The following is a 25,980-nucleotide window of genomic DNA, read 5'->3' as shown; positions in this document are numbered from 1 at the left end:
GTTGTCAACTGTATGAAAGGAGATGGGTGTGATGAAACGCTTCATGAAGTTCCTCCTGCCGGTGGGGCTGTTCTTGTTGGTTACGGGTTGTGAGGAGATGATTCATGAAGGGCAGCCTGAATTTGTGCACAATGGGGAGGGACCTCCTACCATGGAGGGAATCTATCTTGAAGAAGAAAGCATCTTGGTTCCGATTGAAGACTTTGATGAAGAAGATATTGATCATTCCTTTAAGGAATTCGATCAAGACAATCGTTCATTTACTTATTTACAGTTTCAAGATGATTCAATGGCAGAGGGAATTGAATCCGGAACCAAGGTCGGGGTGTGGTGCGGGATAGTTATGGAGTCAGCACCTGCTAAAGCAAAATGTTCCAAGATTGAAGTGCTGGATTAAATTGAAAAATGGTATGGGATAGAATGAGTTTGATATGTCCATCCTGTTTCTGGAATTTCCAAGGGGAATTATCTCCTTTTTTTATCGTTCGCGGTTGTTCACTGACAACTCCTCTCATCCTGATGACCGTACCTCCGAACTCCTTCTTGAATTCCCTCATTCCTATTCTCTTGTAAAAACTCAGCGCCTGATGGTTGCTTGGTGAAACGCGAAGGTGATATTCGGATACACCCTGAGTCCGAAAGAACTGAAGGGCGTACTGGTGAAGCTTATTTCCCATCCCTGATCCACGTCGCTCAGGAATCAGGTAGTAGAGGTTCACATACCCGATTTTGCTATCTTCATAGTCTTTCACCGTCAATTCAAGCTGACCGATCGGTACGCCCTTTTCCATGAGGAGAATGAAGCCATCCGGGAATAAGGCTGATTGGTCCTGGACCCACCGTACATATTCTTCCTCGTCAAAGTCTTGATCCGTACCGAAGCTGACCTTGAAGGAATCCCTGCGGAAAGAAATGATGACATCCCTGTGTTTGTCGATATCGATTTTTTGCTGATTCATATGCCACCTCCTGGAGTTTTTAATAGTGTACCACGGCCTTCGAGGGATTTAGGGGGACCACATCAGAGCGTCCATATTAGCGAATCTGACGGAATCCCGCTGTTACGACCTGGTCAGGACCTATATAAATGAAACAAGTAAACCGGATCTATTGGGTCTGGTTTTAATTTTATCAATAAATGGAAACTTAATCCTCTTGTGTACGTATAAGAAAGTGGAGGTGCCGTTATGAACAAGATCCTGTTTGCAGTCTCGATGAGTATTATACTCGCCAGTTGTCAGAAGGAATCGGCCGCCCCTGTTCTGTACGATCCTCCGGCGTCGGTCATGGAGAACGGGCTGATTGATTTCGAAGAGTGGGAAGGATTCCATCTTTCCAAGTCTGGAGGCGATTCCAGGCTTAATGAGGACGATGCGCTCATGATCCAAGCGGTCCAAGAGGTGTTCGCTGGTGCTGTGAAAGATGAGGAGGTGGCCGATCTCGAAGATCCGGATTTCATCATGGAGGTGGATGCTGAGAACGTTGAACAGCAAAAGCTTCTTCTCTGGTTGGGAGAAAAAGGGGCGAAAAGTCATGTGAAGAAGGTGGATGATTCAAGCGCTGTTTATTCACTTGATGGGAAATGGACGGAGAGGTTGAGACAGTTGGTAGGCAATGATCTTGAGTAGGGAGTTTTTCTATAAATAGGATCTGAGGTGAGCGTGAGTATGTTTATTCAAATGTCAGGATTTCCGGGGTCGGGAAAATCAACCCTTGCCCGTGAGATAGGAAAAAGAACGGGAGCGGTCATCGTGGATCATGACGTCACGAAATCAGCCCTAATGGAAAAGGTGGGGAATGGACTTACCCATGATATGGCAGGAAAAGTGTCATATCACTTGGACTGGTCCATCAGTGAGTCGCTGCTTGAGCAAGGACATAGTGTGATCTTTGATAGCCCTTGCCTCTATGATGAGATGGTAGAGAAGGGGACGCTCCTTGCTGAAAAATACGGAATTCCATATAAATATATTGAGTGTGTGGTGCATGATTTTACCCTGATCAATGAGCGTTTGAGGGAAAGGGATCGGATGCCGAGCCAAATTAAAGAGGTAAAATCCGAAGAAGCATTCCGGAAAACGGTGTTGAACAGTAAAAAGCCCGATGACCTCCCTTGCTTACAGATAGATACTTCTTCTCCCATCAAGTCGTATATTACAAGGGTCATTCGATACCTTGAATATGGAGAAGGGGGAGCGGAATGAAGAAAATCTATTGGACGATTGCTATATGTACCCTGCTCCTAGCACTCATGGGCTGTTCAGATGAAAAAGAAGAAGCGTTTAAGAGCAAAGAAACGATTACATACAAAGAACAAGAAATAAAGGTTCACTATTACTACAATGAGATGGCAGATTATATCGAAAGTGTTCGTGACAATCCTGATGAGGATAACGAGACGCTTTACATACAGAAGGTCAAGAAAGCAATGGTTGAGCACGGTGAGGCGGATGATCCGACTATAATGAAGATGATTGGTTTTGAATTTTTGCAGGCTCCGCGAGACCTAGATACAATGGAGGAAAACCTGCAGGCATTCAAGGGGAAACAGGACACGATCCACTCGAGCATAAAGCAAGCCATAGAGAAGTCTATCGACGTTCTTCCCGGTGGGGATAAAACCATTTACGTGGTCCCGTCCAGTCCTGAATTCAAATCTAACGCAAATCTTATGAACGGTGTATATGGTGTGGTGTACGGTGAGCATGCCATCCTCATCCTGATCGATCCTGCTTTCAACGTGGAAAATCTTGAATATACGATTGCCCATGAGTATCATCATCTCGTCAATTTCGAGACCCATGATGAAGAGGCATACTCCGTTTTGGATGGTGTCGTCATTGAAGGAAAGGCAGATGCATTTGCTAAGCAGGTATATCCCGATGTGGAGAACCCGTGGGTGGACACGTTACATCCCAATAAGGAGAAAATGGTGTGGGACATGATTTCTGAGAATCCCAATACCTTTGATCAAGACCTCTACGAGGAGATTTTTATCGGCAGTCGGGATAAGAAACTCCCGATGTGGTCCAACTACCGGGTCGGCCTTCAAATCATGGATGCTTTTTTACAAAAGAATCCCGATGTTTCTATACCGGAATGGACGTCCATGACCACGGACGAGATCCTCGAAAAAGGGAAGTACGCGGAGAAGTTTGAGTAACAATGCATTTTCCCATTTTAAGAAAGGTGGACGTGAGATGATCGAGAAGATTGAAAGGTTGGCAGGCCGGATCCGGCAGCATAAACTCCTTGAAGAACAGGGGTGCACGTCTGAAGTGAGCCGGGTTGAAACCAAGGAGGGGACGTTCATTCTGAAGAAGGCGTCCCACCCACGCTACCGTGACTGGTTAAAGAAAGAGGCACAGGCGCTACAACGCGTTCAGGGAACTGTTGCGGTGCCTGGATTCATGGGATTTTGGGAGAGTGCTCGAGACAGCTATCTTCTAATGGAATATATAGAGGGGCTCTCCCTTACATCGGCGTTAAAGGGAGTCGACGATGGCGAGGAACGCCTTGCGCTCATCAGGAGTTTCGGAGATTTCCTTCATCGATTCCATGAAGGAGAGCTGTTGGAAGGATTAGGAGAAGGCAATTGGTTAGAGCGGGTATGGGCAGAGGCGGAGCCGTATGTCAGGGCAGGTGAGACGGACGGGGATATAGAGCTTTTGGAACAGTTGAAGGCGGAGAGGCCGGCTTCGGTCAAACCCACGATGATCCACGGGGACTGCAATCCCGATAATGTGCTCGTGGTGGACGGGGAGGTGAGATGCTTCATCGATGTGTCCGGGATGACGGTGGGAGATCCACGTTATGATGAATCGCTGGCGATTGGGAAGTTCACGGGGAAAGAGAAGGATGCCTTTTATGAAGGATATAAGCGATACCGGGTGTCGGATGAGGAGTTTGCGTACTTTTATCATGGAATGTATGAGTTGTTTTAGGAAAAGCCTTGACCTTCCCTTAAGAGGAAGGCCAAGGCTTATTTTAGTTTTGCAGCGCATGCTGGATATGAGCCAGGTGATGATTCCCGTGCCAGGCATAGATCCCGATGTTTTCGGCAAGGGCCACGCTCCCAGAGTCAGGGTGGACGAAGGTCCGCGCGAGCAGTTCTTCCGTCAAGCTTTCTAAAAGAATGACCCATCGTTCGTGCAGGGAAGAGATGATCGTCAAGGATGATGCGATGGGAGAGAGGGAATCAGGGAGCTCGGCCCATTTATCCTCGGCATAGGGACGGATGGTCGGGTTCTCTTCCGTCAGGGCGAGTTTGAAGCGTATGTAGGCGTTCATATGACTGTCGGCAACATGGTGGACGACCTGGCGGATGGTCCAGCCGCCTTCACGGTAAACCTTATCCAGGTCAAGCTCGCTTAGAGATCTGACGGTTTCCAGGAGTCTTGCAGGAAACGTGCGGATCTCTTCGATCCATTGGTGAATCTGATCGGCTGATAGAGGGTCGGGTGTTTCAAACTCCCCGATGGGATAACGCTCATTCATTCTTCATTCCTCCTATGATAAGAAAAAGATTTTTGCCTGTTTGATGACGACATCTTGTAAGACGAGAAACAGCGCCCACCCTGCGAGTCCAAGTCCGATGGCCGCGTAGAGATGGAGGGAGTGCTGCAACGACAGATACACGATGAATAGCAGGAAGGCCGTTGCGGGGAATCCCCACAGGACCCCGAGGGCAAATGTGCTGATGCGCTCCGATGCCTCGCCCTGTACATGGAGCCAGATGATGCTGAGGAGACTGACCAGGGGCAGGGCCGCAATGATGCCACCATAGGTAGGGAAGCGCCTCGCAATCTCGGTCACGGCACCGATGACGAGGGCGGATACGAGGATCTTCAGGAAGACGTACATGATTTTGCCTTCTCGCTCAGCAGCCGGAATGCTTCCGATACGGTTGCTCTTTCCTCAGGAGTCATGAGATCCAGGGCAGCCTGCAGTTTGTCTTCATCAAGACTGGTATTGCGGAAAAGCACAGCACGCCCGCTATCGGTGAGTTCCAAGATCACCTTGCGCTCATCATCGGGATGCCTTTTTTTAAGGAGGTATCCCTTCTCGATGATCCGCTTCACATGCTCGGACGCCGTGTGATGGGTAACAGAGAGTAGGTCCGCCACATCCTTTACACCGACTTCCTCCCGCTTTTCCACGAGCTGCATAATGCGGATGACCTGGTGGGAGATCTTTTCTTGATGCTGGATATGAAGGTGGAAATAAAGGTCGGTCCAGTGTTGATTGAGTTGGGTCACGATTGTCATGGATTCGCTCCTTGGTTCGGTTTCTTCAATTGTATCGTATGATACGATATAAATAAACATAAAAAAACTGATCAGGAAATCCCTGATCAGCTTCCGTCATGATGACTTCAACGTACCACCAGCTGGAATAGGAGCCAGGCGCCTGCGGCGATAAACGCTCAAGACGAGACCGGCTGCCATCATATCGATCAATACATGTGTGCCTCCGAAACTCATGAAGGGCATCGTGATGCCGAAAGGTGGAAGGACGCCGGTATTGGTGAGGATTGCAGCCGCAAACTGAATGCCAAACACAACGGCCACTCCGATTGTCAGCACCCGTCCGAATGAGTGGGCGGTGGTCTTCGCCGTTTGGATCAATCGGATGGTGAAGACAATCGTGAACATCAAGGTCACGATGGCCGACACCCATCCAAAGGAATGGACCATATACGCAAGGATGTAGTCGGTATGCATTTCGTTCAAATTGAGCACGGACGGGTCGGCACCGAACCACCCTGCTCTTTGGAATAAAGCCCTGATTCCTGCCCCGTCTCCGGCACTGACTGGTGAGAAGAAGTCAGGTTTGAATAGGGCGGGGAGCGCGATGGCACTGATCCCGAACAGGAGGATCTGATGAAGCTTTGCCCTGGTTGCTGTCATTAGGACGAGCGCCACTGCGAGTCCAAGAGCATAGGCAGCGAAGCCATCGGATGCAAGGAGCAGGATGGGGAAAGCCAGGAGACCGATCCCGATCATGGCTTTTTTCGGTGCATGCCAGTTCCATTCATAAAACATCCCTGCAAATGCCACGACCAAGAGGAAGGGGGCAATGCCGGAAATATGCAGGGTGGCGAATCCGATATCAAGATAGGAAATGCCGTCTACCCGGACCCCGACCCACTGGGTCAGGAGAAGGAGGGCGACCGTACCACCATAGATGATCCCGGAATAACGCGATAGTTTCCTATAGTCATAGAAAAAGCATGCAATCATCAAGATCAAGCCGGCCAGGTAATAAATCAGGCTGCTTTGAAAAATGTCGCCGATCCCCGTGATGTTGGATTGAAACTGGATGAAATACATGGAAATGAGACCAAAAACGGAAATCACGGCAACGGGGATGAGGATCGCCACGTCAAATGTCGGCCGATGGGTTTGATGAAGCTGTTTCCCAACAGTGGCGGGGTCTCCCATCTGACTGATGGCATAATCCACGGCGTCCTTTTCTGAACGTCCTTCCTTCATGGCGTGTTCCTTCAGTGTATGGAGGTGATCCTCTAGCTCAAGGGCCACTTCCTCATGAACATCTTTGTTGCGGATACGTCTGCACACGGCACTGATATAGTCTTTGAATGGTTCGTTCATTCCCATGAAACCCTCTCCCATCCCAGGATGTCATCCACCGCACCTTTAAAGGTGGACCACTCTTCTTTTTTCTCGACCATGAAGGCCTGGCCGCTTTTGGTGATGCGGTAGTACTTACGCTTCCTTCCTGTATCTCCCTGTCCCCAATAGGCTTCGATCACACCCTGCTCCTCCAATGAATGAAGGAGGGGATAGAGGGTTCCTTCCTTCAGGCTGAATATCCCGTTCGAGCGCTCCTCCATGACCTTGATCAATTCATATCCGTACATGGGACGGTCATTCAGCAGGCTGAGAATGAGCGTGGAGGTACTTCCTTTCACCAATTCTTTGTTTACTTTCACCGTATTCATCCTCTCATACCTAGATTATCTATGCATAGTTCATCTAGGTATAATTGTATGGCGCCGATTTCCATTCGTCAACTGTTTTCTAGTCAACTATCATTCTCTGCATAAGGGGGATGTGATAAGATGGAGAAAAATGGGTTGAGGTGTTAGGTTTGGCTTGGCTTTATACATTTCTGGCTATCTGGTTTTTTGCTTTTGTCATTGCGCGTCTTCTCAGTCGATTCGGCAAGACGCACTGGAAGGATGAAGTGATGATCACGTGTGCGCAGGCAATCATCATCACGGCCATGCTTGATTTTTTTCTGCCTTAGGGATCATTGAATATAGGAGGGGATCGTCGTATGACACTGCCAACATTTACGTATAATCCGGATCCGATCAAGCTGGAGGTCATCAAGAAGGAAAAGACCGATTGCCCGGTCTGCAACAAGGAGCGGGACTATGTGTATAAGGGACCGTTCTATTCCGTCGAGGATGTGGAGGGGATCTGCCCGTGGTGTATCGCGGACGGTTCGGCCGCCGATAAGTATGAAGGCTCTTTTCAGGACGATGCGAGCTGTGAGGAAGTGGAGAAAGAAGCGTACATAGACGAACTTGTTTACCGGACGCCGGGGTACTTGGGTTGGCAGCAGGAGCATTGGCTCAGTCACTGCGGGGACTTCTGTGCGATTGTTGAGTATGTCGGGTGGAAGGAAATCGAGCACCTGGAGGAAGAACTTGCCGGCGACTTGAACGAGATCATGGCTACTTATCATATGCCGAAGGAGAAGCTGAAGGAATGGCTGACCAATGACGGAGCGTTACAAGGGTACCTGTTCAAATGCGTGCATTGCAACCAGCACCGGCTGACGGTGGATTCGAATTAAGTGTGAAAAAACGCCCGGATCCGCCTTGTTCTGAAGGACAAACATCTATTTATTAAGTAAATATGTAAACTATTCGATTCTTAAAAGGGGTCCTATTTGCATGAAAAATGGTCAGTGGCTGATGCTCCTCTGACCGTTTTATTTATAAGCATGTATTCCATTATGGCGCCTTTAACGTAAGAGTCCTGCTTGTTGTGTTTTCCTTCCCATTAAGACATAAATAAAATAGCCGACGACATTCAATAAAGCAAAAGCAATGACCCAACCAGCATTTAATCGTCTGTGATGGTATGCGTTAATCGTTGCCCATATGGTAAATAAAGTTGCATAAATGGCAATGCCTGCACTAAGGATGAAAGGGATAAAACCAAAGAGTTTGATGGACTCCATTTGTACATACCAATCAGAATCATTTAAAGGGTAGCTCGAATTAATTAACATCCAGCTGGGTTTATTCGGATCGTTGAATACTCCATATTCATACAGTGGTGCAGCATCGTTCGGGTGGTATGATGCAGAACCCGTTGCAGATATTTTTTCAACATCTTGCATTCGATAAATTTGAAGATTTAAGATCTGGTTTTCATCCTGCACCAAGGAGAATATTCCTTTTTTCATATCCTCAGAAATGGCCTCTTGACCTTCTAATCTATTGATTATTTCTCTGGCAACAGTCATATTTTCGTTCATATCTGCGTTGTCAATTGCCCCCAAAACCCCACACACAATAGAAGTAAGGACTAGAAAAGCCAAAGCGGTATAAAGCACACGTTTTGCAAAGACTTTTTGTGCTTGAAACAACTGTGCTACAACGGACCTTATTTCGTTTTCACCTCCGAAACGTTCAATGGCAATATCAAGCGCTTCTGATTCAGACTTTCCTTCCAATTTCAGCTCATGAAATGCCTCTAACAAGTGATTTTTCATTTCAGCTTTCAATTCTTCAATTTCTTTTTTATTTCCAGAGGCACTGTGATACACCTCATCAACAAACGCTTCAATTTGTTTCATATTTTTCTCCCCCTTCTATAAATGTATCGATGATTTTTTTTATGAACCTCCATTCTGCACGTTTCCCTTCATAACCTTCTTCACCTAATGGAGTGAGTGTATAATATTTTCTTCTTCCTCCTGGTCCCTGCTCGGTCCCCCAGTATGACGAGATCCACTTATTCTTTTCCAAGCGCTTTAAGGATAAATAAAGTGTTCCTTCTTTTAATTCAAATTGTTCTTCGCTTTTCTCTCGGACGAGTTTAGCCAATTCATATCCATACATATCCCTGGTGTGTAATAAAGACAATATCAGCGTATCGATATGTCCTTTTAGAACTTCCTTACTTACTTCCAAATTAATCCACCTCCCTTATATTATTTATAAATTATATTACTTAATAATGCAAGGTATTATTACACGTTAAGGGTAAATATTTGATCTTGCTAGTTTGATTCAATTTAAATGAGTATTATATTCGATTTAAATCAGTAGAAGGGATGTATTATTGTTTCAGAAACCACCAATGATTGAAGAGAAAAATCTAACAAATGATCTGGGGGAGCATTTCGCAACTCAAAATAAACAGCTAAAAAAAAGTGCAAAATCGTTACGATTCAGCACTCTTTTGGATTTATATAATCGTTTAATGCGTAAGATAGCAAACGTGGCCGGCTCAGGGCGTTTTTCTATTGTATCTCAATTTTCCTGTCACGATGGATCTCTTCCGTCCCCGCAGCCAGCGCTTCCTTATAGTAGCTGCATTTGTGGTCGATTACTTCCATCGTCTTCATGAGATCCGCCATCTGCTTTTCCACGGTGGCCTTCCGTTCCATGAAGAGGTCGTGACGTTCCTGGAGGGTGGAGTCGCCTTCTGTGCACCAGTCGATGAAGGTTTTGATATCCTTGATGGGCATGCCGGTGGATTTCAGGCATTCGATGATGCGGAGCGTGCTGATGTCGGAGTCCTTGAAGAGGCGGACGCCGCTTGGACTGCGTTCCACGAAGGGCATGAGTCCTTCTTTGTCATAATAGCGGAGGGTATAGATGGTGAGGTTCAGTTCCTTGGCGACTTCGCTGATGGAGTAGGTTTTCATGAGGGTTCCCCTTTTCGTCTTTATCTGATTGGAAAGATACCACTGTGGTCACTGGTTGTCAAAAGAGAGCATCGTGCTTGACCTAGAGTGAACTAGAGGGGGTACGATGGTTTCGCCTAAGAGGAAAACGGGGATAGCAGTAGGAGCAAGACACCCTGACTTGGGACAATCAGAATTCGAGGAGGAACTACTATGGTTATGGCAAAAGCACGCGCAGTGGACGGGCCGGATAAGGCTTTCCGCTCAGCAGAAATCAAACGACGTGAACTGGATGAAAAGGATGTACTGATCGAAATCAAATTCGCAGGGATCTGTCACTCTGATATCCATACAGCCCACGGTGAGTGGGGAGAAGTGAGTTATCCACTCGTTCCGGGGCATGAGATCGCCGGGATCATCACGGAAGTCGGCTCTGGTGTGTCGAAGTTCAAGGTGGGCGACCGCGCAGGCGTCGGCTGCATGGTTGACTCTTGCGGCGAATGCGTCAACTGTAAGGCTGGTGAGGAGCAATACTGCTTGGAAGGCAATGTGCCGACCTATGCGGGCGTTGATAAATACGGCGAGCCGACACAAGGCGGATATTCCACACATATCGTCGTGACGGAAGATTTCGCCTTGCACATCCCGGATGGCATCGAGCTTGATGCGGCGGCACCGCTTCTATGCGCAGGAATCACCACGTATTCACCGCTCCACCACTGGAATGCCGGCCCTGGCAAGAAAGTCGCCATCGTCGGGATGGGTGGACTCGGTCATATGGCCGTCAAGATCGCCAACGCCATGGGAGCAGAAGTAACCGTCCTTTCCCAAACACTGAACAAAGAGGAGGATGGACTCGCCTTCGGTGCCAAGGAGTACTATGCGACGAAGGATCCGGAAACATTCGAGAAGCTGAAAGGCCGCTTCGACCTGATCATCAACACGGTCAGCGCCAACATCGACATCGATGCATACTTCTCCCTCCTGACGCTTGACGGGACGCTCGTCAATGTGGGCGCACCGGGAGAACCGATGTCACTGAACGTCATGTCCCTCATCGGCCACCGTCGTTCTTTCGCCGGTTCCATGATCGGCGGCATTCAAGAAACACAAGAGATGCTCAATTTCTGTGCAGAACACAACATTGCACCGAAGATCGAGCTCATCTCGGCGGATCAGATTGATGAAGCGTACAAGCGCGTATTGGCTTCTGATGTGAAATACCGATTCGTTATTGATACGAGCACGATTTAATTGTGATAGACCCCGGAGGTTCAGCCTTCGGGGTCTTCTTTTTTTGCGTGGATCGTCCTGCGGGTGTGATCGAGGAAGGCGTTGGCCGCGGCAGAATGCATCCCGTGCTTCTTCCAGATGAGATTCAAGCCGGCATGGAGTCCGGGGTTAAGGGGCCTGAACAAAAGCTCCCCATCCTCCGGCGTCGGGATGATCTTCTCCAGACAGATGGCGTAGCCGAGTCCTTCTTTCACCATGAGGGACGCGTTGTAGAGGAGATTATAGGTACCGACGATTGTCAGGTCCCCGATGTCACGACCGAACCACCCGGTGAGCTCATTGTCGACGGTCGTCTGCCGTGAAAGGATGAGGGGGCGATCGGCAAGGTCCTCTGGTGTGATGGTGTCGAGGGCGGCAAGGGGGCTGTCCCTTCGCATGAGCACACCCCACGTATCGACGGCGGGAAGGTGGAGATACTCATATTTCTCCTTGTTGGTCGGCTCGATGACCAAGCCGAAGTCCAGGACGCCAGAGTCGAGTTTTTCCATGAGATCATCGGCATTCCCGCTGTAAAGGTGGAACCGGATGCCCGGATGTTCGGTCAAGAGGGCATGAAGGGACCGCCCGATGAGCCCCATGGCCTCGGTTTCCCCTGCGCCGATGGTGATCTCGCCTGTGACGGAGCCGATCGGCTGCTTGAAGTTCGCCTCGGTCTTCTCGACGAGGGCGACGATTTCTTTTGCCTTTTTCACTAAAAAATGGCCCTCTTCCGTTAGGGAGATCCGCCGGTTGCCCCTGATGAACAGCGTGGTCCCGAGCTCGGTTTCCAAGTCGGCCAGCTGGCGGGAAAGGGTCGGCTGCGATACATGCAGGGCCTTCGCGGCATGGGATATGCTTTCCTCCCGGGCAACAGCGAGGAAGTAGCGGAGTATTCGGATATCCATAAACGTTTCCTCCTATACGTTTAAACTATATGAGTGTATTTGCTATAGGTATTTGTTATTTTAATCATACCATCTTACCATAAAGGAAGAATAGGTTTGAAAGGTGGTCATCATATGAATATGGACGAATTCATTGAATACTGCAGGGCGGGACACCCGATTGCGGGCGAGGACAAGGAACTTCACGGCATGCTGACGGACTGCAGTTTTGAAGCTCAGCGGATGACGATGAAGCTGAATACGAGCTATCATTCCAAAGAAGAAATCGTCGAGATCTTCCGTGAACTTACCGGTCGTGAAGTAGACGATTCGTTTATGTGCTTCCCGCCGTTCTACACAGACTTCGGCAAGAACATCTCGATCGGGAAGGACGTGTTCTTCAACACAGGCTGTTCGTTCCAGGACCGCGGCGGCATCCACATCGGCGACGGCAGCCTGATTGGTATGAATGTCAACATCGCCACGCTGAATCACGGTCTCGACATGAAAACGAGGAATACCACGTATGCATCCCCTGTCACCATTGGAAAAAGTGTGTGGATCGGATCGGGTGCGACAATCCTGCCGGGCGTGACCATCGGTGACCGCGCCGTCGTCGCAGCAGGAGCCGTTGTCACGAAGGATGTCCCGGAAGGAACCGTTGTGGCAGGCGTGCCGGCAAAAGTAGTGAAGACGATCGAGGAAGAGAGCGAATGAAAGGGAAGTTATTCGGAATCGGTGTGACCGTTGCGGTACTGATCGCATCTGCCTGCGGATTGGATGCGCCCGAACCTCGTGAACGAACCAAGACCGTGACTGAAAAGGAGGAGAAGGTTGTGAAACCGACTGAAGAGATGATCATAATGGCCGAAATTGGGGGAGAGGACGTCGAGATCACTATGTACGACAACCCCACGAGCAGGGACTTTATAAATCAGCTGCCACTGGAGCTCAGCTTCAAAGACTTCGGCGGATTCGAGAAGCTCAGCTATCCGCCGAAAAAGCTGACGACCGAAGGAGCCCCAGAAGGAGACACTCCTTCAGCCGGTGACTTTGCCTACTACGCTCCGTGGGGAGACGTCACGCTGTATTACAAGGACGAATCGTATGCAAAAGGTGTGGTGCTCATGGGCAGGATGGAAGACGGCGGGATCGAGAAGGTGGCTGGAATGGGAGAAGATGAGATTGTGAGGTTGAGGGAGAAGTGAGAAAGTAGGAAGGGGATTTTCCTTTTTCTGCTTTTTTTGTTGACTTAAAAGTGAAAACGGTAGATAATCTAAATAATTAGATTGTTCTAAAATATTAGATTGTCAGGAGCTGTTTTTGATGAAAGAAGAACCGTTCTACATTTCCGCTGATAAGCAGAAGTTGATTGCCAATGCAACGAGGATCAAAATCCTCCACCTGTTGAAGGAAGAGGAGTTGACTGCGAAGGAAGTAGCCACACGGCTGGGGAAATCCGCAGGCAGCATCCATTATCATGTTCAGCTTCTTCACAAAGGGGGCATTGTGGATCTTGTCCGGGAGCAGAAAAAGGGTGGGGTGGTGGAGAAATACTACCGTGCTCGTTCCACGAGATTTGAAGTGAAGCATCATGAAAGTGATGGAAGAAAGGCGAGTGGGTCCATAGGGACTAATCTGAGCCTGAATAAGGACGAAAAAGAGCAATTCCTCCTTGAGCTTGAACAGTTGTTTGTCCGATGGGAAAGCCAGGTTTCCTCAAGAGACGACGAAAGAGACGAATACAAAGTGGAATGTACCTTTGAGGAGGTGGAATCCGAATGAGCGTGAAGTGGGCCGAGTGGAAAGCACCGGGCATCTTGCTGGGAGCCGTCGGAATCTCATACGTAGGGGAGTTTGTGTATTTGGTTGCCCTGAATTTGCTGATATACGCCAAGACGAATTCCGTGGCGGCCGTAGCGGGCCTGTGGCTCATTGGACCGATTGCCGGGATTCTGACAGGTCCCTGGGCGGGAAGTGTGATCGATCGTGTGAACAAAAAAATGGTTATGATCGGAGCGGATCTGATTCGGGCTCTACTTGTTGTACTGATCCCTTTCCTATCCGACCTCTGGTTGATCTATAGCATTCTCTTCTTGATCAGTCTCTCCTCTTCATTCTTCAATCCGGCATCCGGTGCCTACACGGTTCTCCTTGTACCGAGGGAAAGACTGCTTCGCTATAACTCCATCAGCTCCATCCTTATAACGGGATCTCTAGTCATCGGACCTGCCATCGCGGGCTTCCTTGTCTCTCACTGGTCCTATAATACGGCGATCTGGGCCAATGCGGCATCGTTCCTTCTATCAGCAGCGTTATTGTCGTTTTTACCCAGTCTCCATGCACCTTTACATCGTGAGAAAGAAGAGAAATCCATCCGCCAAGACTGGAAGATGGTGTGGTCATTCCTACAAGCAAACCGCCACTTCCTCATAGTGTTCCTCTTGTTCCAGGGAACCGTCATCCTCGGTATGGCCCTCGATTCCCAAGAAGTCGTCTTCACCCAGAAAATCATCGGGCTAACCGAACGGGATTTCAGCCTCCTGATGAGCATCACGGGTGCGGGATATCTCTCGGGATCATTGCTGATGGCAGGGGTAGCAAAGCGGCTAAAGATTCCCCACTTGATCGGCTACGGCTCCTTCTTGTTCAGCATCGGCTATGTAATCTATGCATTCGCAAGCAGTTTCGCGGCCGCCGCGATAGGGTTCATCATACTCGGATTCTTTTCAGCCTTCTCCAATACCGGATTTCAGACCTTCTTTCAACAGAGCGTCCCTGCTGAACGGATGGGACGTGTAGCCTCTACGCTCGGGGTCGTGAAGAGCATCGGCTTGATCCTGTTTACGGTCCTAGCAGGCGTCTTGAGTGAAACGTTGGGGATCAAGGTGGTCGTCGTTTCAATCAGTCTCGGAATCTCGGGAATAGCATTCGCTTTATTAATGGCGACGTGCTGGCGAAGGGAAAAGGTGGTCGCTGCACAGGAAGGAGTGTAAAGGGGATGGGATTTCCCTTCATATCCTGTGGATAACCCCATTCATCATCAAATTGGACGTCTTCGTCACATTTATAGCCGGCATTATTACCGAAAATTGAAAAAATACTACCGACTTTTTGAAATTTTCTACCGGGAATCGAATTTTTATTACCAACTCTGTGATTTGACGAAAGTCCTATTACGAACATAGGAGACGTATGACCAACTTTTTTGCATCATTACCGACTCCGTCCCGTTACTACCAAGTTTCCTATGATTCTACCAACTCCCATACGTATTTAATAGAATGGAAGTAATATACAATAGTAGGTGTTGACTCTCTCGCTGGATGAATCTTTTTTCGATTGAATTCGTATAAAAAAGAAAGGGAATCCACGCAGTGGCGAACGATTTCTTCATCACCACCCAACCGTTCCCGCTATTCCACCAGCAAATCAACGCTTTTACACCAAGGAGTGATTCTATCAAATCAATGAAATGGACCATGTATCAAGTACTGACGATCCTCTCCCTCATCATTCTTCTGTTCTTTGTCGATGTTGCAGATGTCCCGATCAGCGTCGCACCGGGGAATGATGGGATGGCGTTCATCCTCATGCTCCTCGGGGCGCTATTCATCCTGGGCGTCACGGGGTGTGCGTACCTTCTGCTGATGCTGCAGCTTCAGAAGAAACCGGATCTGTTCCAGGCACGATTCTGGAAGAGTGCACCGATCCTGCTGATCATCATCGGTATCGTCTCCATCACCGTCTACCTCATGCTTGGCATGAGCGGAAGCCTGTTTGAATGGGTGGACGAACAGCGCTGGATCATGTATGGGATGATTGTCTATTTTATCTGGCTTTTTTATTTTTGGATCGTGTCGATCGTTAATCGCCAAACACGTGATAAACAGAAGGTTCCGGGCTATTCACTGGGCATCGGAGTCGTGGTGCTTTTGATCATCATTTATATGATTTAGCAAAGGGGGATATGGAATGAGCCAACAGGAAGAAAAGCTATCCGGGGGGAATGTGTCGCAGGTGTACCGAGTCGAAAACACGGTCCGCCGTGAAATAAAGCCTGAGAGCGAAAGGATACATAAGCTGTTGAAACACCTGGAAGAGAAAGGATTTTCCCATGCTCCGAGGTTCATGGGGATTGATGAAAAGGGGAGAGAGATGCTTTCTTACCTGAATGGGGAAGCCGGGAATTATCCCCTCAAATCGTATATGTGGTCGGATGAAGTGTTGATCGACATCGCGAAAATGCTTCGTGGCTACCACGACGCGGTAAGTGATTTCCCGTTCGAGGAAGAATGGGAGCCCCTCGATGATACGCCGGGTCCATACGAGTTCATTTGTCATAATGACTTCGCAATATACAATATTATTTTTCATAACAAGCAGGTTGCGGGGATCATCGATTTTGATGTGGCGGCGCCAGGTCCGAGGGTATGGGATGTGGCATATGCCCTCTATACGTGCGTGCCTCTTGGGGTGGGGCATCTTGATGAGAACGGGGAAGCGGTCTACTACGAAGCCGGCAGGGATGCTCACTTAAGAAAGGAACGGATCGATCTCTTTTTCAAAGCCTATGGGATGGAGCACCTGAAGGAAGGGATTGTTGATGTGGTCAAGCGCCGCGTCCAGGCTCTTCAATCAACGATGAAGCGGAAGGCAGCAGAAGGGGATGAGGCGTTCCAGCGGATGATCGATGAAGGTCATTATGATCACTACGAACGGGAGCTTGCGTTTATCAAAAGGGAAGGGCACAGATGGGTGGAAGAGTGAGATTCTTTTATTCTCTTGTTTATCTTGCTGCTGCCAGCGCCCTCTATTACTACATCAGAATGGCCCGAGATCAACTGGAGTCGGGAACTTTTCTATCCATCGTGTTGAGAGTTTGTTCCATTGCACTGTTGATGCTAAGCGGATATGTCCTCTCGACACTCTGGTTCAAAAAGAAAAAAAGAAGAAGAGACCGCCCGTACAAAGGAGTATAATAGTGGAAAAAGGTAATGGGAAGTGACGTTCATGATTAGGAATCTATCATCGGACTGCGCGAGCTGCTTCGGTCTCTGCTGTGTGGCGTTGCCGTATGGGAAGTCGGCGGATTTTCCGCTGGATAAGGACGGTGGTGTGCCATGCAGGAATCTGTGTTCCAATCATCTGTGCTCGATCCATGATCGCCTCTTGGATGAAGGGTTCAAGGGATGCGTGACATATGAGTGCTTTGGAGCGGGACAGCATGTGTCGCAGGGGATTTATGGGGGACGGGGATGGCAGGAGGATCCGAAGCGTGCAGAGGAGATGTTCGCCGTGTTTCCCATTGTCCAGCAACTTCATGAAATGCTCTCGTATCTTGATCAGGCGCTTTGTTTAAAAGAGACCGAGCCTTTTCGGGATAAGCTTCAGACACTCTTTGATGAGACCGTGGAATTGACGGAACAGACACCGGAGGCGATCCTTGGAATCGATGTCGTTTCGCACCGATTCAAGGTCAACGAGTACCTGAAGGAAACAAGTCGGGTGTATAGAGAAGGAGTCCCTGCCAAGAAACGAAAGCCTGATTATATCGGGGTGAACCTGAAAGGGCAGAATCTCCGTGGCCAGGATTTCAGGGGGACGCTTATGATTGCGGCCAACTTGAAGGGGGCAGACGCAAGGAAAGCCGATTTCATCGGGGCCGACCTGCGCGACGCCGATTTGAGCGGTGCGGACTTAACCGGTGCGCTTTTCTTGACTCAGTCCCAGGTGAATTCGGCAAAAGGCGATAAGGATACCAAGCTCCCCGAACGACTGAGGCGTCCCGGACATTGGGAACGTCAGTAAAAGCATAGCTCCTTTAGCAAAACACCTTCATCGCTAAGGTGTTTTTTTACGTCTGCTAGTATGTCGGTGTAGGAATTACTGGCAGTCTTCGAGAATGATATAGGGATGATTTGATTTCAGACATAGACATTTAGGAGGAAGGATCATGACGTTTGAAGCAGTGGAAAAGTCGTTCAGGATGGTGGGAATGGAGGCAAGAGGAGAATTCAGTGATTTCGGTGAATCGGTTCCTGCCTTGGCTAAGACCATGATGGAAAGGGCGGCGGAGGTCAAGCATTCAACGGGAATCGAAATCGCCCTATTTGAAGCAAAGCGGGGTGAGGGGCACCGCACCGGACGCTATGTGGTAGGGCTGATGGTGGAGGAAAGACAGGATGCTCCCTCGGGGATGGTCTATGTGGAAGCGGGAGGGAAGTACGTAAGCGGCAGGGCCCCAATTGAAAAAGTGGACGATCTTCATGAAAAGGCTGTGGCCTGGGGAGGGGAACATGGATTTGAACGGAATCTTTCCGCTGATATCATCGAAGTGTACCATGCCCTCGAGGATGGAGAAGACGTGGAGATCTTTCTTCCCGTCAAAGGGTGAATGGCGTTTGCGCGCTCTTTCTTTAGGCTTGGAATTGATGTAAGATGGATGGGATATTTATTCGTTCAAAAGGAGTTTTTCATCATGATCTATCTATGGGTCGGTGCGGCAGGTGCCGTCGGGGCGGTTCTTCGGTATCTCGTGGGCATATATGTGTATAGTGGCAGCGTATTTCCGGTTGCCACGTTGGTCACCAATTTGATCGGGAGTTTCCTGCTGGCGATCTTTACGACAGTGCTCGTGGAGAGGTGGTCCTTGTCCCCCATGGTGAAGACGGCCATCGGCACGGGGATGATCGGCTCCTTCACTACGTTTTCCACGTTGAGTGTGGAAACCCTCGCCCTTTTTGAAGGCGGACGGACGGGACTGGCCTTCCTCTATATTGCCCTCAGTATCTTCGGCGGACTGTTCATGAGCAGGATCGGCTTCCGTTTGACGGAGAAAGAAGGTGCGCAATGAGCCTCTTATCCCTTCTACTCGTCGGTGCAGGCGGCTTTATCGGAGCCATTGCCCGGTTTGCGACTACGCAGGCCATCAATAAAAAAAGCTCATCCACCGTGCCCGTTTCCACCCTGACGGTCAATATCCTTGGCTCGTTCATCCTCGGATTCCTCACAGGAAGCACGGCGGGGCACACCCTGATGCTGTTCTTCGGGACAGGGATGATGGGGGCGTTCACGACCTTTTCTACGTTCAAACTTGAAGGGGTTCAGCTTCATCTCAAGAAGGAGAAGCGGGCATTTATCTACTATAATAGCTGCTGCTATGTCGGGGGGATCCTGAGTGCCTACATCGGGTTGATGGTGGGTCGCCTTTTATAGCAATTCAATGAAACAGCACCTTGAGGAACGGACTCGGAGTGCTGTTTTTATGTTGAGATTTGCGCAAGGGAATAACATTTTATGGTAAAATAAGGTCACTGGAAAAGGGGGTTTCAACCATGATCGGTATAAGTATCGCGACGAAGTGGGAGTTCGACGCGACGCTGAGTTACTTTAGCGTCAAAGATGGCGAACGTTTTGCCTATCCCTACGGTGAGTATTTCATGAGGACAATCAATGGGCGAGAGCTTGTTTTCTACAGCACCGGCGTCAGGAAAGTAAACGGGGTCGGTGCGAATCAGTATATGATGTCTACCTTTGGGCTAACGAAAGTGATCGTCGCCGGCACATGTGCAGGGATAGATGAACGGTTCCGTCCTTTGGATATTGTTGTACCGGATCAAGCCGTGCAATATGACTGCACCGTTAAAGAGATAGAGCCTTTTATCAAACAATCCTTCATCGTCCATATCGATCTATCACCTTACGGGAATGATTTTAATACGGGAACGATCGGCACGGCAGATAAGGCCGTGGTGATGTGGAAGGATTATATAGAGCTTAAGGAACATAACATCACGATCGCTGATACAGAAGCAGGGGCCATTGCGTACATCTGTAAGAAGAATCAAGTGGAGTGCATGATCATAAAAGGCATATCTGATTTTGCGATGAAAGAGAGCAGCGAGGATACATTCGAGTCCAACAATGAGCAGATGACGGTTTATATCGAGAACACTCCCAAGGTAATGGAGAAAATATTCAGAGAGTATTTGATGAGATTTATTTGAAAGACCGCATCGATATGGGCACGGCCGTTCACCCATATCCTAATCGAAGAAGGAGAAACGCTTGAATGTGAAGAAATAAATAGTAGCTTGATAGGGTTGAGGTGGGGGACGGATGATACATTATCTCGGTACGCCGGTACTGGAAACGGAACGAATGATTTTAAGGAAGCTCGAGCTCTCGGACGCTCAGTGTGTATTCGATCATTGGCTTAGCGATGATCGGGTAATGGACAATCTCATAAAAGGTGCCCATAAGTCTGTATCGGAGACAATTGAGAGGGTAAAAGAAATCGTGAAGAACTATAAGTCACAGGAGTTCTGTTATTGGGGGATGGAACTGAAAACGAGCGGTGAATTGATAGGAGCGATCGATCTTTTTCATTTTGATGGTCTGACGGATAATTGTGAGGTCGGCTATTCTATCGGTTACAAATGGTGGAACAAGGGGTACGGGACTGAAGCCCTTAAAGCGGTCATTGATTTTGGTTTTAGAAGGATGAACGTTCATAAGATCTCAGCCGCACATAATGTGGATAACCCTGCTTCAGGGAAGATTATGCTCAAGAATGGAATGGAGCAAGAAGGTACGATTAAACATATGATCCGCAATGCTAAAAATCAGTATAAAGATTGTGCTCTTTATGGGCTTCTGCAGGAAGAGTATAGGAAGAAGGGAAAGTGATATTAACAAAACGGGACAGTGGTATGTATGCCGCTGTCCCGTTTTGTTGTCGACGTTTCCGAGATTCAGATCATGAATGACCTTCCCGTATATCCTTGATGCTCTTGCCGGAAAGAAAGGCATGCCCGCTCCGCATCCTTTCGACGGTCGTAAACCCGTAGCGCGCATACACCTTCTCCACGGCTTCATTGATCGGCAGGACCCATAGGTTGGCGAATCCTCTCCGCAAGGATTCTTCCTGGATGAAGCGGATGAGGTGACCGATTAATCCCTTTCCCCGGTGAGATTCAAGGGTCGCGACGCTTTCAAGGCGGGCATCCAGACCGTCTTGAAACAGACAGGCAGTGGAACACGCCTCCCCATTGAGTCTGAGGAGATAGTAGCTGAACGAAGGGTGGGCAAATTGCTCCATGAAGACCTTTGTGATGGTGTCCTTGCTGCCGAATTCCTTGATGGTGCTTTCAACATCGATGGCTTCTTGGACATTTTCCCCGGTCACTTCTTCAATTGTCACCCCTTGTTTGTCGGCCACCCTCGCCACCTGGTTGTTCCATAGCTGGACGGGGCTGACGAATTCTTCGTACTGGAACTGATTCTTTTCTAGTTCAGACAGCAGCTGTTGTTGAAGGTGGAGCTCATGGATGTAGAGTCGCGGGACGAGGTTCTTTTTCTGATAAAAAGAGACCACTTCCGCAACCATTGCTTGCGGATCATGGCACTCCCGGATGACGTGTGCATGATTGGCATCGTAGTAGCGGGGCTGATTTTCGTTATAAAAGAGAGCTCCCCACGTAGTGTCGAGGCGGGTCGAGAAGGCCCCGAGGTAGGAGAGGTCCAGTTTGTATAGATCATCGGTTGGGTTCATGGTTGCTCCTTCCTTCTATTACATCATCCACGTCAGCATGACATTGATTACAAGAACCGTCATGCCGAGTCCGATGATGTTTTTTTTTGCGGTCAGGGTGATCCGGCCTTTCTTTTGTTTGGATGTCACAATCATCAAGGTGACGAGATTGATGAGTAGTATGATCAGTGATGTTTGCATGGGTCGCTCCTTTAAGATGTAGTGTTTCCTATTTTACCATGAATTGGATGGTGGAGTGGGGAGAAATGAAGGTGAATCCACGTTTGGAGTAGAAGTAGGTTAGATAGAACGAATTTCTTGCGTGGGAGGAGACCATCATGACAACAGTCGGACTCATCAGACATGGCATCACAGAGTGGAACCTATTGGGGAAGGCTCAGGGAATCAGCGACATACCTCTGAATGAAACAGGCAGGGAACAGGCGGATAAATTGGGTGAGAGGCTAGCCGGCGAGGAGCCGTGGGATCTCATCATCGCGAGTGATCTATGCCGGGCAACTGAAACAGCCGAAATCATAGGAAGTAAAATCGGGCTGTCCCTTCATCATACGGATGAAATGATCAGGGAAGTGAACTGCGGGGAAGCGGAAGGCATGAAGGAAGAAGAGCGCCTCGAAAAGTGGGGAAAGGAATGGCGCACCAGGGCTCTTGGGATGGAGAAGCATGAAGACGTAGCGGGCAGGGGCGTAAGGTTTTTGGAAGAAGTGGTGCAGAAACATGAAGGCAAGAGGGTGTTGGTGGTGAGCCACGGGGCCTTGATTGGTTTGACGCTCAAGCGATTGATGCCCGATGCATTCCAACAGACGAATATGGAGAATACATCCATCACGGTGTTGCATCATCACGAGGATCGGTGGGACTGTTCCCTATACAATTGCGCTAAGCACTTGATCTAACAAAAAGACCAAAAGGCATCGGGGTGTCTTTTGGTCTTTTTCCTTCATTAGAGATTGGTTGGTCCATGGGGGAGGTCACCCTTTATTGTTGACCCACTTGATGACCTTGGCAGGATTCCCACCGACTACGACGTTATCAGGGATATCCTTTGTCACCACTGTCCCTGATCCGATGACAACATTGTCGCCGATCGTGACACCGGGGTTGATTATGGCACGGCCGCCGATCCAGACGTTGTCACCAATGGTGACGGGTTTGCCTGACTCGATGCCGCTGTTCCGCTCATGGGGGTCAATCGGGTGGGTGGCGGTGTAGATGTGTACGCCAGGGGCAATGAAGCAGTTGTCACCTATGCGGATATCGCATACATCAAGGAGGACGCAGTCAAAGTTCGCGTAGAAGTTCTCCCCGACGTAAATATTGGAGCCATAGTCACAGCGGAAGCTAGGTTCGATGAAGAACTGGTCTCCGGTTTCACCGAATAGTTCGCGGATGATGGATGTGCGCTTGTCGAGGTCTGCGACCGGTGAATGATTGAAGTCATGGATCTTTTCACGGGCATGGGTTCTTCCTGCCACGAGCTCGGGATCGGCGGGATTGTAGTTCTCTCCTGCAAGCATCTTTTCTTTTTCGGTTTTCATGGGCAATGGCCCCTTTCGATTTTAGTTGTGGATCACACCGGGGATGAAGGGCGGATGGGTGATGTCTTGTCCATTCCAGATCCAGCGGTCGGACTCACTGCTGTCGTTCCCGTACACATTCCCGATCAGCTGGTTGTCCCGGTTGGACGGGTGGAGGCTAACCAGGAACAAGCCGGTATCGGTGGGGATCATGATGTTGTTTTCCACCAGATTCTGAGTGGCATGATACTGCATGAGCAGCTGTCCCCCGTCCATGCCCATGGTGTCATTCCCGTAAAGGAGATTATGGGAAATGCGGGTGTGCGTGGTGCCGCCCCGTTTCAAATCGTAACCCCCGATTGAAATACCCGTGTAGCGGTTCCTGTAAACTTGGTTCCAGGCAATCTGGACCCGCGTCGTTTGTTTGCCGGGATGCTCACTGGCAATCTCGATTCCGAGGTCGTTATGATGGGAGATGTTGTGCTCGATGACCACATCCCTCCCTCCGTCCACATAGATGCCTCCGGCGGAGTATTCTTCATGGTAGGCAGGGTTGGAATGACTGCTGACGTTATACACATGATTGTCACGGATGATGCCTTCGCGCGCCTGATCGTATTCCTCAACCGGGGCGATCCCTTCAAAGCCGATGACATCGATGCCGATGTTATCTACATTCCGGATCGTATTCCCATTGATGAGGAAATCCGTCACATTGCCGTTCAACGTCATCGCTTCACTGAATCCGAGGGTCAGGTCTTCGAGGGTATTGCCGGAGATCTCGATATCCTGGAGCGGTTCAGGTGCCTTTGTGCCATAGAAGGCGATGCCATGGGCGTTGCCGTTCGGATGGGTGGTGGTGATGTCGTGGATCCGATTATCAAGGATCCGGATGCCTGTCCCGTTTCCTTCTACTAAAATACCTGACAGGGTGGGCTCCTCTTGATCGGTGGAGAGGCCACCCACATCGAGTCCCTGGATCGTGATATAGCTTTTATCGCGGATGGTGATGAGGCCGCCATCTGCAGATGCAGTCTCCCCGCTGATTACCGGGACCTCATCTTCATAGTGGGTGAAGCGGATCGGTTCTTGCTTTGTCCCGGAGTGCTTGATGTCCAGCCGTTCCGGATACGTGCCTTCCCTCAGGTAGACTGTGGTACCCGGAACGGCCAGTTCGCTTGCTTTTTTCAACGTCTTGAAGGGCTGTTCCTTTGTGCCGGGATCGCTGTCATCTCCATCAGGAGAGACGAACAAAGTGGATGGTCCGGCTGCTTCCGTGTGAAGAGGTAGGAAGCAACATAGGATGATGGCGATACTGAGGATCTGTTTCATAAAAACTCCTTGATGCTAATGGATTCAAGTGCCGTGACAGACGATCATGTTCGATGGGAGAGAGCCAATCGCTGTTGGGATGGTCGTGATCTGAATGTTTCCATTGATATTTTATTCGTTGCTTAACGTCTTTTAGAGAAATGCGTTCCAATCTTAATGGGATTGTCCCAGGCACACCTTTATACTATTCCTATTAACGATAAAGGAGAGGATCGGATTGCCAAAGAAATCGTGGAAAGAGTACTTTTTTGAGATTGTTCGATCGGTCATTTTCTACAAATAAGTCAGAGCTGTTTGATGTACCACGTATCCATGGTTCCATGCTCGGATCCATCCAAGGGTTTTGTCCGCTTGGTGAAGCCCAATCGATCGTACAGGGAGTTGGCTGCCTTCAGCTGTTCCATTGTTTCGAGATAGCAGTGATCATAGTGGTCTGAGGCGAATTCAAGGGCTGTGTTCATGAGCGATTTGGCAACCCCGAGTCCCCTGGCTTCCGGTGACACATAAAGTTTCTGCAGCTCACAGATTCGCTGTTCCCTATCAAACGGGGCGATGCCGACCCCTCCCAGGATCTGGTCCTGCTCGTTCACCGCGACCCAGTAACAGGCATCGGGCTGTTCACTATAGTAGCTTGATAGGTCGTCCAGATAAGGATCGAAGTAAGCTGTTCCAGGGATGTCGAGATGATTGGCTTCGAGGATGTCGCGGATGATCGCTGCCATCGCCTTGTTGTCTTTCTCTTCCAGTAAACGAATCTTCATGAGGACCTCCGATTGTAAATTTTTAGTATATTCATTATAGGAGAGTTTCCGGAAGTCGGCAAGGCGGAGAAAAGGACGAGCGGCCAAGATCCAGGTGCTGAAACTTGAAGTGCGATGAGTGGGCTCATCCTCCCTGGGTAAATAACAGCTTGATGCCGAACAGGATCAGCACCACACCGGTCGCACCCTCCATCCACCTTTGGACGATTGGGGAAAGGAGCCATTCACGGATGTAATGAAGGCAGATGACGTAAAGGATGAACCAGATCAAGGAGAGCAGTGTATAGGTGAGCCCCATAAGGAGAAACGATGCCATCGCTCGGTCGGTGTCTGTCACGAATTGGGGCAGGAACGTGAGAAAGAAGATCAGGACTTTCGGGTTCAGGAGATTGGAGAGTAGCCCTTGAATAAGGGGAGAGCGCTTTGCTTCCACCTGTGCCCCTTCCTCCGTATGCTTCCTCACCCATAGGGATTGGATCCCCAAGTAGATCAAATAGAGGGCGCCCACCCATTTCAACATCTGGAACGCCCAGGCTGATTGGAAGAGGAGGGCCGATAATCCGCAAGTGACGGCGATCGTATGACCGAGGGAACCGAGTGAAATACCGACGGCCATCCAGATGCCGTCTTTTTTACTTCCGGCAATGGTCCTTTTCGTGATCAGGGCCGTGTCGACGCCTGGACTGATGACGACGAACAGGGTCATCAATAGGAATGTGATCATGGTTCTCCCTCCTTAGTGGCTACTTTAGTTAAAAAATGTT

General features: G+C 49.2%; 38 protein-coding genes. 22 read left to right on the top strand and 16 right to left on the bottom strand.

Annotated elements, in window-relative coordinates:
* Window positions 1–31: 31 nt before the first annotated feature.
* Window positions 32–397 carry a DUF3221 domain-containing protein gene (locus tag ACNA6I_RS14415; RefSeq protein WP_416313643.1) on the top strand — a complete coding sequence of 122 codons (366 nt, stop codon included), beginning with the start codon at window positions 32–34 and terminating at the stop codon, window positions 395–397.
* Here ACNA6I_RS14415 and ACNA6I_RS14410 read toward each other — a convergent pair.
* A complete protein-coding gene (locus ACNA6I_RS14410; protein WP_416313642.1) occupies window positions 360–959 on the bottom strand; it encodes a GNAT family N-acetyltransferase in 600 nt (199 codons plus the stop codon). The genes ACNA6I_RS14415 and ACNA6I_RS14410 overlap by 38 nt on opposite strands.
* A gap of 228 nt (window positions 960–1,187) precedes the next feature.
* On the opposite strand from ACNA6I_RS14410, the gene ACNA6I_RS14405 reads away from it, so the two are divergent.
* Genes ACNA6I_RS14405 through ACNA6I_RS14390 form a run of 4 tightly spaced genes read left to right on the top strand, consistent with a single transcriptional unit; the run spans window position 1,188 to window position 3,944 of the window.
* Window positions 1,188–1,628: a hypothetical protein gene (locus tag ACNA6I_RS14405; protein WP_159644719.1), complete on the top strand. Its 441-nt coding sequence runs from the start codon at window positions 1,188–1,190 to the stop codon at window positions 1,626–1,628.
* A 39-nt stretch (window positions 1,629–1,667) separates the two neighbouring features.
* Window positions 1,668–2,204: an AAA family ATPase gene (locus ACNA6I_RS14400; protein WP_053428602.1), complete on the top strand. Its 537-nt coding sequence runs from the start codon at window positions 1,668–1,670 to the stop codon at window positions 2,202–2,204.
* Complete coding sequence (locus ACNA6I_RS14395) at window positions 2,201–3,163, top strand: DUF2268 domain-containing protein (protein ID WP_416313641.1); 963 nt, start codon at window positions 2,201–2,203, stop codon at window positions 3,161–3,163. The genes ACNA6I_RS14400 and ACNA6I_RS14395 overlap by 4 nt, the downstream gene beginning before the upstream one ends.
* A gap of 37 nt (window positions 3,164–3,200) precedes the next feature.
* Window positions 3,201–3,944, top strand: a complete 744-nt coding sequence (locus ACNA6I_RS14390; RefSeq protein ID WP_416313640.1) for an aminoglycoside phosphotransferase family protein — start codon at window positions 3,201–3,203, stop codon at window positions 3,942–3,944.
* 43 nt (window positions 3,945–3,987) lie between these two features.
* On the opposite strand, the gene ACNA6I_RS14385 is transcribed toward ACNA6I_RS14390, so the two are convergent.
* Genes ACNA6I_RS14385 through ACNA6I_RS14365 form a run of 5 tightly spaced genes read right to left on the bottom strand, consistent with a single transcriptional unit; the run spans window position 3,988 to window position 6,955 of the window.
* Window positions 3,988–4,497, bottom strand: a complete 510-nt coding sequence (locus tag ACNA6I_RS14385; protein ID WP_416313639.1) for a YfiT family bacillithiol transferase — start codon at window positions 4,495–4,497, stop codon at window positions 3,988–3,990.
* Between the two features lie 12 nt (window positions 4,498–4,509).
* Window positions 4,510–4,863 (bottom strand): DUF3147 family protein, encoded by a 354-nt coding sequence (locus ACNA6I_RS14380; protein WP_056533354.1) that lies wholly within the window; start codon window positions 4,861–4,863, stop codon window positions 4,510–4,512.
* The gene (locus tag ACNA6I_RS14375; RefSeq protein ID WP_416313638.1) at window positions 4,848–5,327 is read right to left on the bottom strand and encodes a MarR family winged helix-turn-helix transcriptional regulator; all 480 of its coding nucleotides are present in this window, start codon (window positions 5,325–5,327) and stop codon (window positions 4,848–4,850) included. The genes ACNA6I_RS14380 and ACNA6I_RS14375 overlap by 16 nt, the downstream gene beginning before the upstream one ends.
* A 36-nt stretch (window positions 5,328–5,363) precedes the next feature.
* Window positions 5,364–6,620: an FtsW/RodA/SpoVE family cell cycle protein gene (locus ACNA6I_RS14370; protein WP_416313637.1), complete on the bottom strand. Its 1,257-nt coding sequence runs from the start codon at window positions 6,618–6,620 to the stop codon at window positions 5,364–5,366.
* Window positions 6,611–6,955 (bottom strand): PadR family transcriptional regulator, encoded by a 345-nt coding sequence (locus ACNA6I_RS14365; RefSeq protein WP_048005562.1) that lies wholly within the window; start codon window positions 6,953–6,955, stop codon window positions 6,611–6,613. The genes ACNA6I_RS14370 and ACNA6I_RS14365 overlap by 10 nt, the downstream gene beginning before the upstream one ends.
* A 149-nt stretch (window positions 6,956–7,104) precedes the next feature.
* Here ACNA6I_RS14365 and ACNA6I_RS14360 point away from each other — a divergent pair, with 149 nt between their 5' ends.
* Both ACNA6I_RS14360 and ACNA6I_RS14355 read left to right on the top strand, forming a co-directional pair.
* Entirely contained in the window at window positions 7,105–7,272 is a 168-nt protein-coding gene (locus tag ACNA6I_RS14360; RefSeq protein WP_416313636.1) for a hypothetical protein, read from the top strand.
* 30 nt (window positions 7,273–7,302) lie between these two features.
* Complete coding sequence (locus tag ACNA6I_RS14355) at window positions 7,303–7,827, top strand: CbrC family protein (RefSeq protein WP_367259096.1); 525 nt, start codon at window positions 7,303–7,305, stop codon at window positions 7,825–7,827.
* Between the two features lie 171 nt (window positions 7,828–7,998).
* Here the strand turns inward: ACNA6I_RS14355 and ACNA6I_RS14350 are convergent, their stop codons facing one another.
* The 3 genes from ACNA6I_RS14350 to ACNA6I_RS14340 form a co-directional block, all read right to left on the bottom strand.
* Window positions 7,999–8,838 (bottom strand): permease prefix domain 1-containing protein, encoded by an 840-nt coding sequence (locus ACNA6I_RS14350; RefSeq protein ID WP_416313635.1) that lies wholly within the window; start codon window positions 8,836–8,838, stop codon window positions 7,999–8,001.
* Window positions 8,825–9,175: a PadR family transcriptional regulator gene (locus ACNA6I_RS14345; protein WP_416313634.1), complete on the bottom strand. Its 351-nt coding sequence runs from the start codon at window positions 9,173–9,175 to the stop codon at window positions 8,825–8,827. Before ACNA6I_RS14345 ends, ACNA6I_RS14350 begins: the two co-directional genes overlap by 14 nt.
* A gap of 332 nt (window positions 9,176–9,507) precedes the next feature.
* Window positions 9,508–9,915, bottom strand: coding sequence for a MerR family transcriptional regulator (locus ACNA6I_RS14340; protein ID WP_048016020.1), 408 nt, complete (start codon window positions 9,913–9,915; stop codon window positions 9,508–9,510).
* A gap of 192 nt (window positions 9,916–10,107) precedes the next feature.
* Here ACNA6I_RS14340 and ACNA6I_RS14335 point away from each other — a divergent pair, with 192 nt between their 5' ends.
* Window positions 10,108–11,148: an NAD(P)-dependent alcohol dehydrogenase gene (locus ACNA6I_RS14335; RefSeq protein WP_048005559.1), complete on the top strand. Its 1,041-nt coding sequence runs from the start codon at window positions 10,108–10,110 to the stop codon at window positions 11,146–11,148.
* A 20-nt stretch (window positions 11,149–11,168) separates the two neighbouring features.
* Here ACNA6I_RS14335 and ACNA6I_RS14330 read toward each other — a convergent pair whose 3' ends face one another.
* Window positions 11,169–12,071, bottom strand: a complete 903-nt coding sequence (locus tag ACNA6I_RS14330) for a LysR family transcriptional regulator (protein WP_416313633.1) — start codon at window positions 12,069–12,071, stop codon at window positions 11,169–11,171.
* A 114-nt stretch (window positions 12,072–12,185) separates the two neighbouring features.
* On the opposite strand from ACNA6I_RS14330, the gene ACNA6I_RS14325 reads away from it, so the two are divergent.
* The 13 genes from ACNA6I_RS14325 (at window position 12,186) to ACNA6I_RS14265 (ending at window position 20,741) form a co-directional block, all read left to right on the top strand.
* Complete coding sequence (locus ACNA6I_RS14325) at window positions 12,186–12,767, top strand: DapH/DapD/GlmU-related protein (protein ID WP_048005557.1); 582 nt, start codon at window positions 12,186–12,188, stop codon at window positions 12,765–12,767.
* Window positions 12,764–13,258 (top strand): cyclophilin-like fold protein, encoded by a 495-nt coding sequence (locus ACNA6I_RS14320; protein WP_416313632.1) that lies wholly within the window; start codon window positions 12,764–12,766, stop codon window positions 13,256–13,258. Before ACNA6I_RS14325 ends, ACNA6I_RS14320 begins: the two co-directional genes overlap by 4 nt.
* A 118-nt stretch (window positions 13,259–13,376) precedes the next feature.
* Window positions 13,377–13,835, top strand: a complete 459-nt coding sequence (locus ACNA6I_RS14315; protein WP_048016018.1) for an ArsR/SmtB family transcription factor — start codon at window positions 13,377–13,379, stop codon at window positions 13,833–13,835.
* Window positions 13,832–15,046: an MFS transporter gene (locus ACNA6I_RS14310; RefSeq protein WP_048005555.1), complete on the top strand. Its 1,215-nt coding sequence runs from the start codon at window positions 13,832–13,834 to the stop codon at window positions 15,044–15,046. The genes ACNA6I_RS14315 and ACNA6I_RS14310 overlap by 4 nt, the downstream gene beginning before the upstream one ends.
* Before the next feature lie 474 nt (window positions 15,047–15,520).
* A complete protein-coding gene (locus tag ACNA6I_RS14305) occupies window positions 15,521–16,009 on the top strand; it encodes a hypothetical protein (RefSeq protein ID WP_416313631.1) in 489 nt (162 codons plus the stop codon).
* Between the two features lie 16 nt (window positions 16,010–16,025).
* Window positions 16,026–16,820 (top strand): aminoglycoside phosphotransferase family protein, encoded by a 795-nt coding sequence (locus ACNA6I_RS14300; protein ID WP_416313630.1) that lies wholly within the window; start codon window positions 16,026–16,028, stop codon window positions 16,818–16,820.
* Entirely contained in the window at window positions 16,805–17,032 is a 228-nt protein-coding gene (locus ACNA6I_RS14295; RefSeq protein ID WP_148796909.1) for a hypothetical protein, read from the top strand. Before ACNA6I_RS14300 ends, ACNA6I_RS14295 begins: the two co-directional genes overlap by 16 nt.
* A gap of 31 nt (window positions 17,033–17,063) precedes the next feature.
* Complete coding sequence (locus ACNA6I_RS14290; RefSeq protein WP_416313629.1) at window positions 17,064–17,861, top strand: pentapeptide repeat-containing protein; 798 nt, start codon at window positions 17,064–17,066, stop codon at window positions 17,859–17,861.
* A 145-nt stretch (window positions 17,862–18,006) separates the two neighbouring features.
* On the top strand, window positions 18,007–18,447 hold the full coding sequence (locus ACNA6I_RS14285; RefSeq protein WP_416313628.1) for a GyrI-like domain-containing protein: 441 nt from the start codon (window positions 18,007–18,009) through the stop codon (window positions 18,445–18,447).
* 84 nt (window positions 18,448–18,531) lie between these two features.
* Entirely contained in the window at window positions 18,532–18,906 is a 375-nt protein-coding gene (locus tag ACNA6I_RS14280) for a fluoride efflux transporter FluC (protein ID WP_252265838.1), read from the top strand.
* A complete protein-coding gene (locus ACNA6I_RS14275; protein ID WP_048005550.1) occupies window positions 18,903–19,268 on the top strand; it encodes a fluoride efflux transporter FluC in 366 nt (121 codons plus the stop codon). The genes ACNA6I_RS14280 and ACNA6I_RS14275 overlap by 4 nt, the downstream gene beginning before the upstream one ends.
* A 119-nt stretch (window positions 19,269–19,387) precedes the next feature.
* Window positions 19,388–20,059, top strand: a complete 672-nt coding sequence (locus ACNA6I_RS14270) for a permease (protein ID WP_048005549.1) — start codon at window positions 19,388–19,390, stop codon at window positions 20,057–20,059.
* Between the two features lie 112 nt (window positions 20,060–20,171).
* Window positions 20,172–20,741 (top strand): GNAT family N-acetyltransferase, encoded by a 570-nt coding sequence (locus tag ACNA6I_RS14265; protein WP_416313627.1) that lies wholly within the window; start codon window positions 20,172–20,174, stop codon window positions 20,739–20,741.
* Window positions 20,742–20,811: 70 nt separating this feature from the next.
* On the opposite strand, the gene ACNA6I_RS14260 is transcribed toward ACNA6I_RS14265, so the two are convergent.
* Together ACNA6I_RS14260 and ACNA6I_RS14255 are read right to left on the bottom strand one after the other, a co-directional pair.
* A complete protein-coding gene (locus tag ACNA6I_RS14260; RefSeq protein ID WP_416313626.1) occupies window positions 20,812–21,606 on the bottom strand; it encodes a GNAT family N-acetyltransferase in 795 nt (264 codons plus the stop codon).
* 18 nt (window positions 21,607–21,624) lie between these two features.
* Window positions 21,625–21,786, bottom strand: coding sequence for a hypothetical protein (locus ACNA6I_RS14255; protein WP_416313625.1), 162 nt, complete (start codon window positions 21,784–21,786; stop codon window positions 21,625–21,627).
* A 137-nt stretch (window positions 21,787–21,923) separates the two neighbouring features.
* On the opposite strand from ACNA6I_RS14255, the gene ACNA6I_RS14250 reads away from it, so the two are divergent.
* Window positions 21,924–22,502 (top strand): histidine phosphatase family protein, encoded by a 579-nt coding sequence (locus ACNA6I_RS14250; RefSeq protein WP_416313624.1) that lies wholly within the window; start codon window positions 21,924–21,926, stop codon window positions 22,500–22,502.
* Between the two features lie 75 nt (window positions 22,503–22,577).
* Here ACNA6I_RS14250 and ACNA6I_RS14245 read toward each other — a convergent pair whose 3' ends face one another.
* The 4 genes from ACNA6I_RS14245 to ACNA6I_RS14230 all read right to left on the bottom strand — a co-directional run bounded on the left by ACNA6I_RS14245 (window position 22,578) and on the right by ACNA6I_RS14230 (window position 25,940).
* A complete protein-coding gene (locus tag ACNA6I_RS14245) occupies window positions 22,578–23,144 on the bottom strand; it encodes a maltose acetyltransferase domain-containing protein (protein WP_063190999.1) in 567 nt (188 codons plus the stop codon).
* Window positions 23,145–23,165: 21 nt separating this feature from the next.
* Window positions 23,166–24,455, bottom strand: coding sequence for a right-handed parallel beta-helix repeat-containing protein (locus ACNA6I_RS14240; protein ID WP_416313623.1), 1,290 nt, complete (start codon window positions 24,453–24,455; stop codon window positions 23,166–23,168).
* A gap of 284 nt (window positions 24,456–24,739) precedes the next feature.
* Entirely contained in the window at window positions 24,740–25,216 is a 477-nt protein-coding gene (locus ACNA6I_RS14235) for a GNAT family N-acetyltransferase (RefSeq protein WP_416313622.1), read from the bottom strand.
* A 124-nt stretch (window positions 25,217–25,340) separates the two neighbouring features.
* Window positions 25,341–25,940 (bottom strand): LysE family translocator, encoded by a 600-nt coding sequence (locus ACNA6I_RS14230; RefSeq protein ID WP_416313621.1) that lies wholly within the window; start codon window positions 25,938–25,940, stop codon window positions 25,341–25,343.
* Window positions 25,941–25,980: the final 40 nt, after the last annotated feature.

Source organism: Rossellomorea sp. FS2 (assembly GCF_047915635.1).
GTDB classification, from domain to species: Bacteria; Bacillota; Bacilli; order Bacillales; family Bacillaceae_B; genus Rossellomorea; species Rossellomorea marisflavi_A.
Note: the sequence above shows the minus strand (reverse complement) of the source record. Positions and strands in the feature narration are given on the sequence as shown.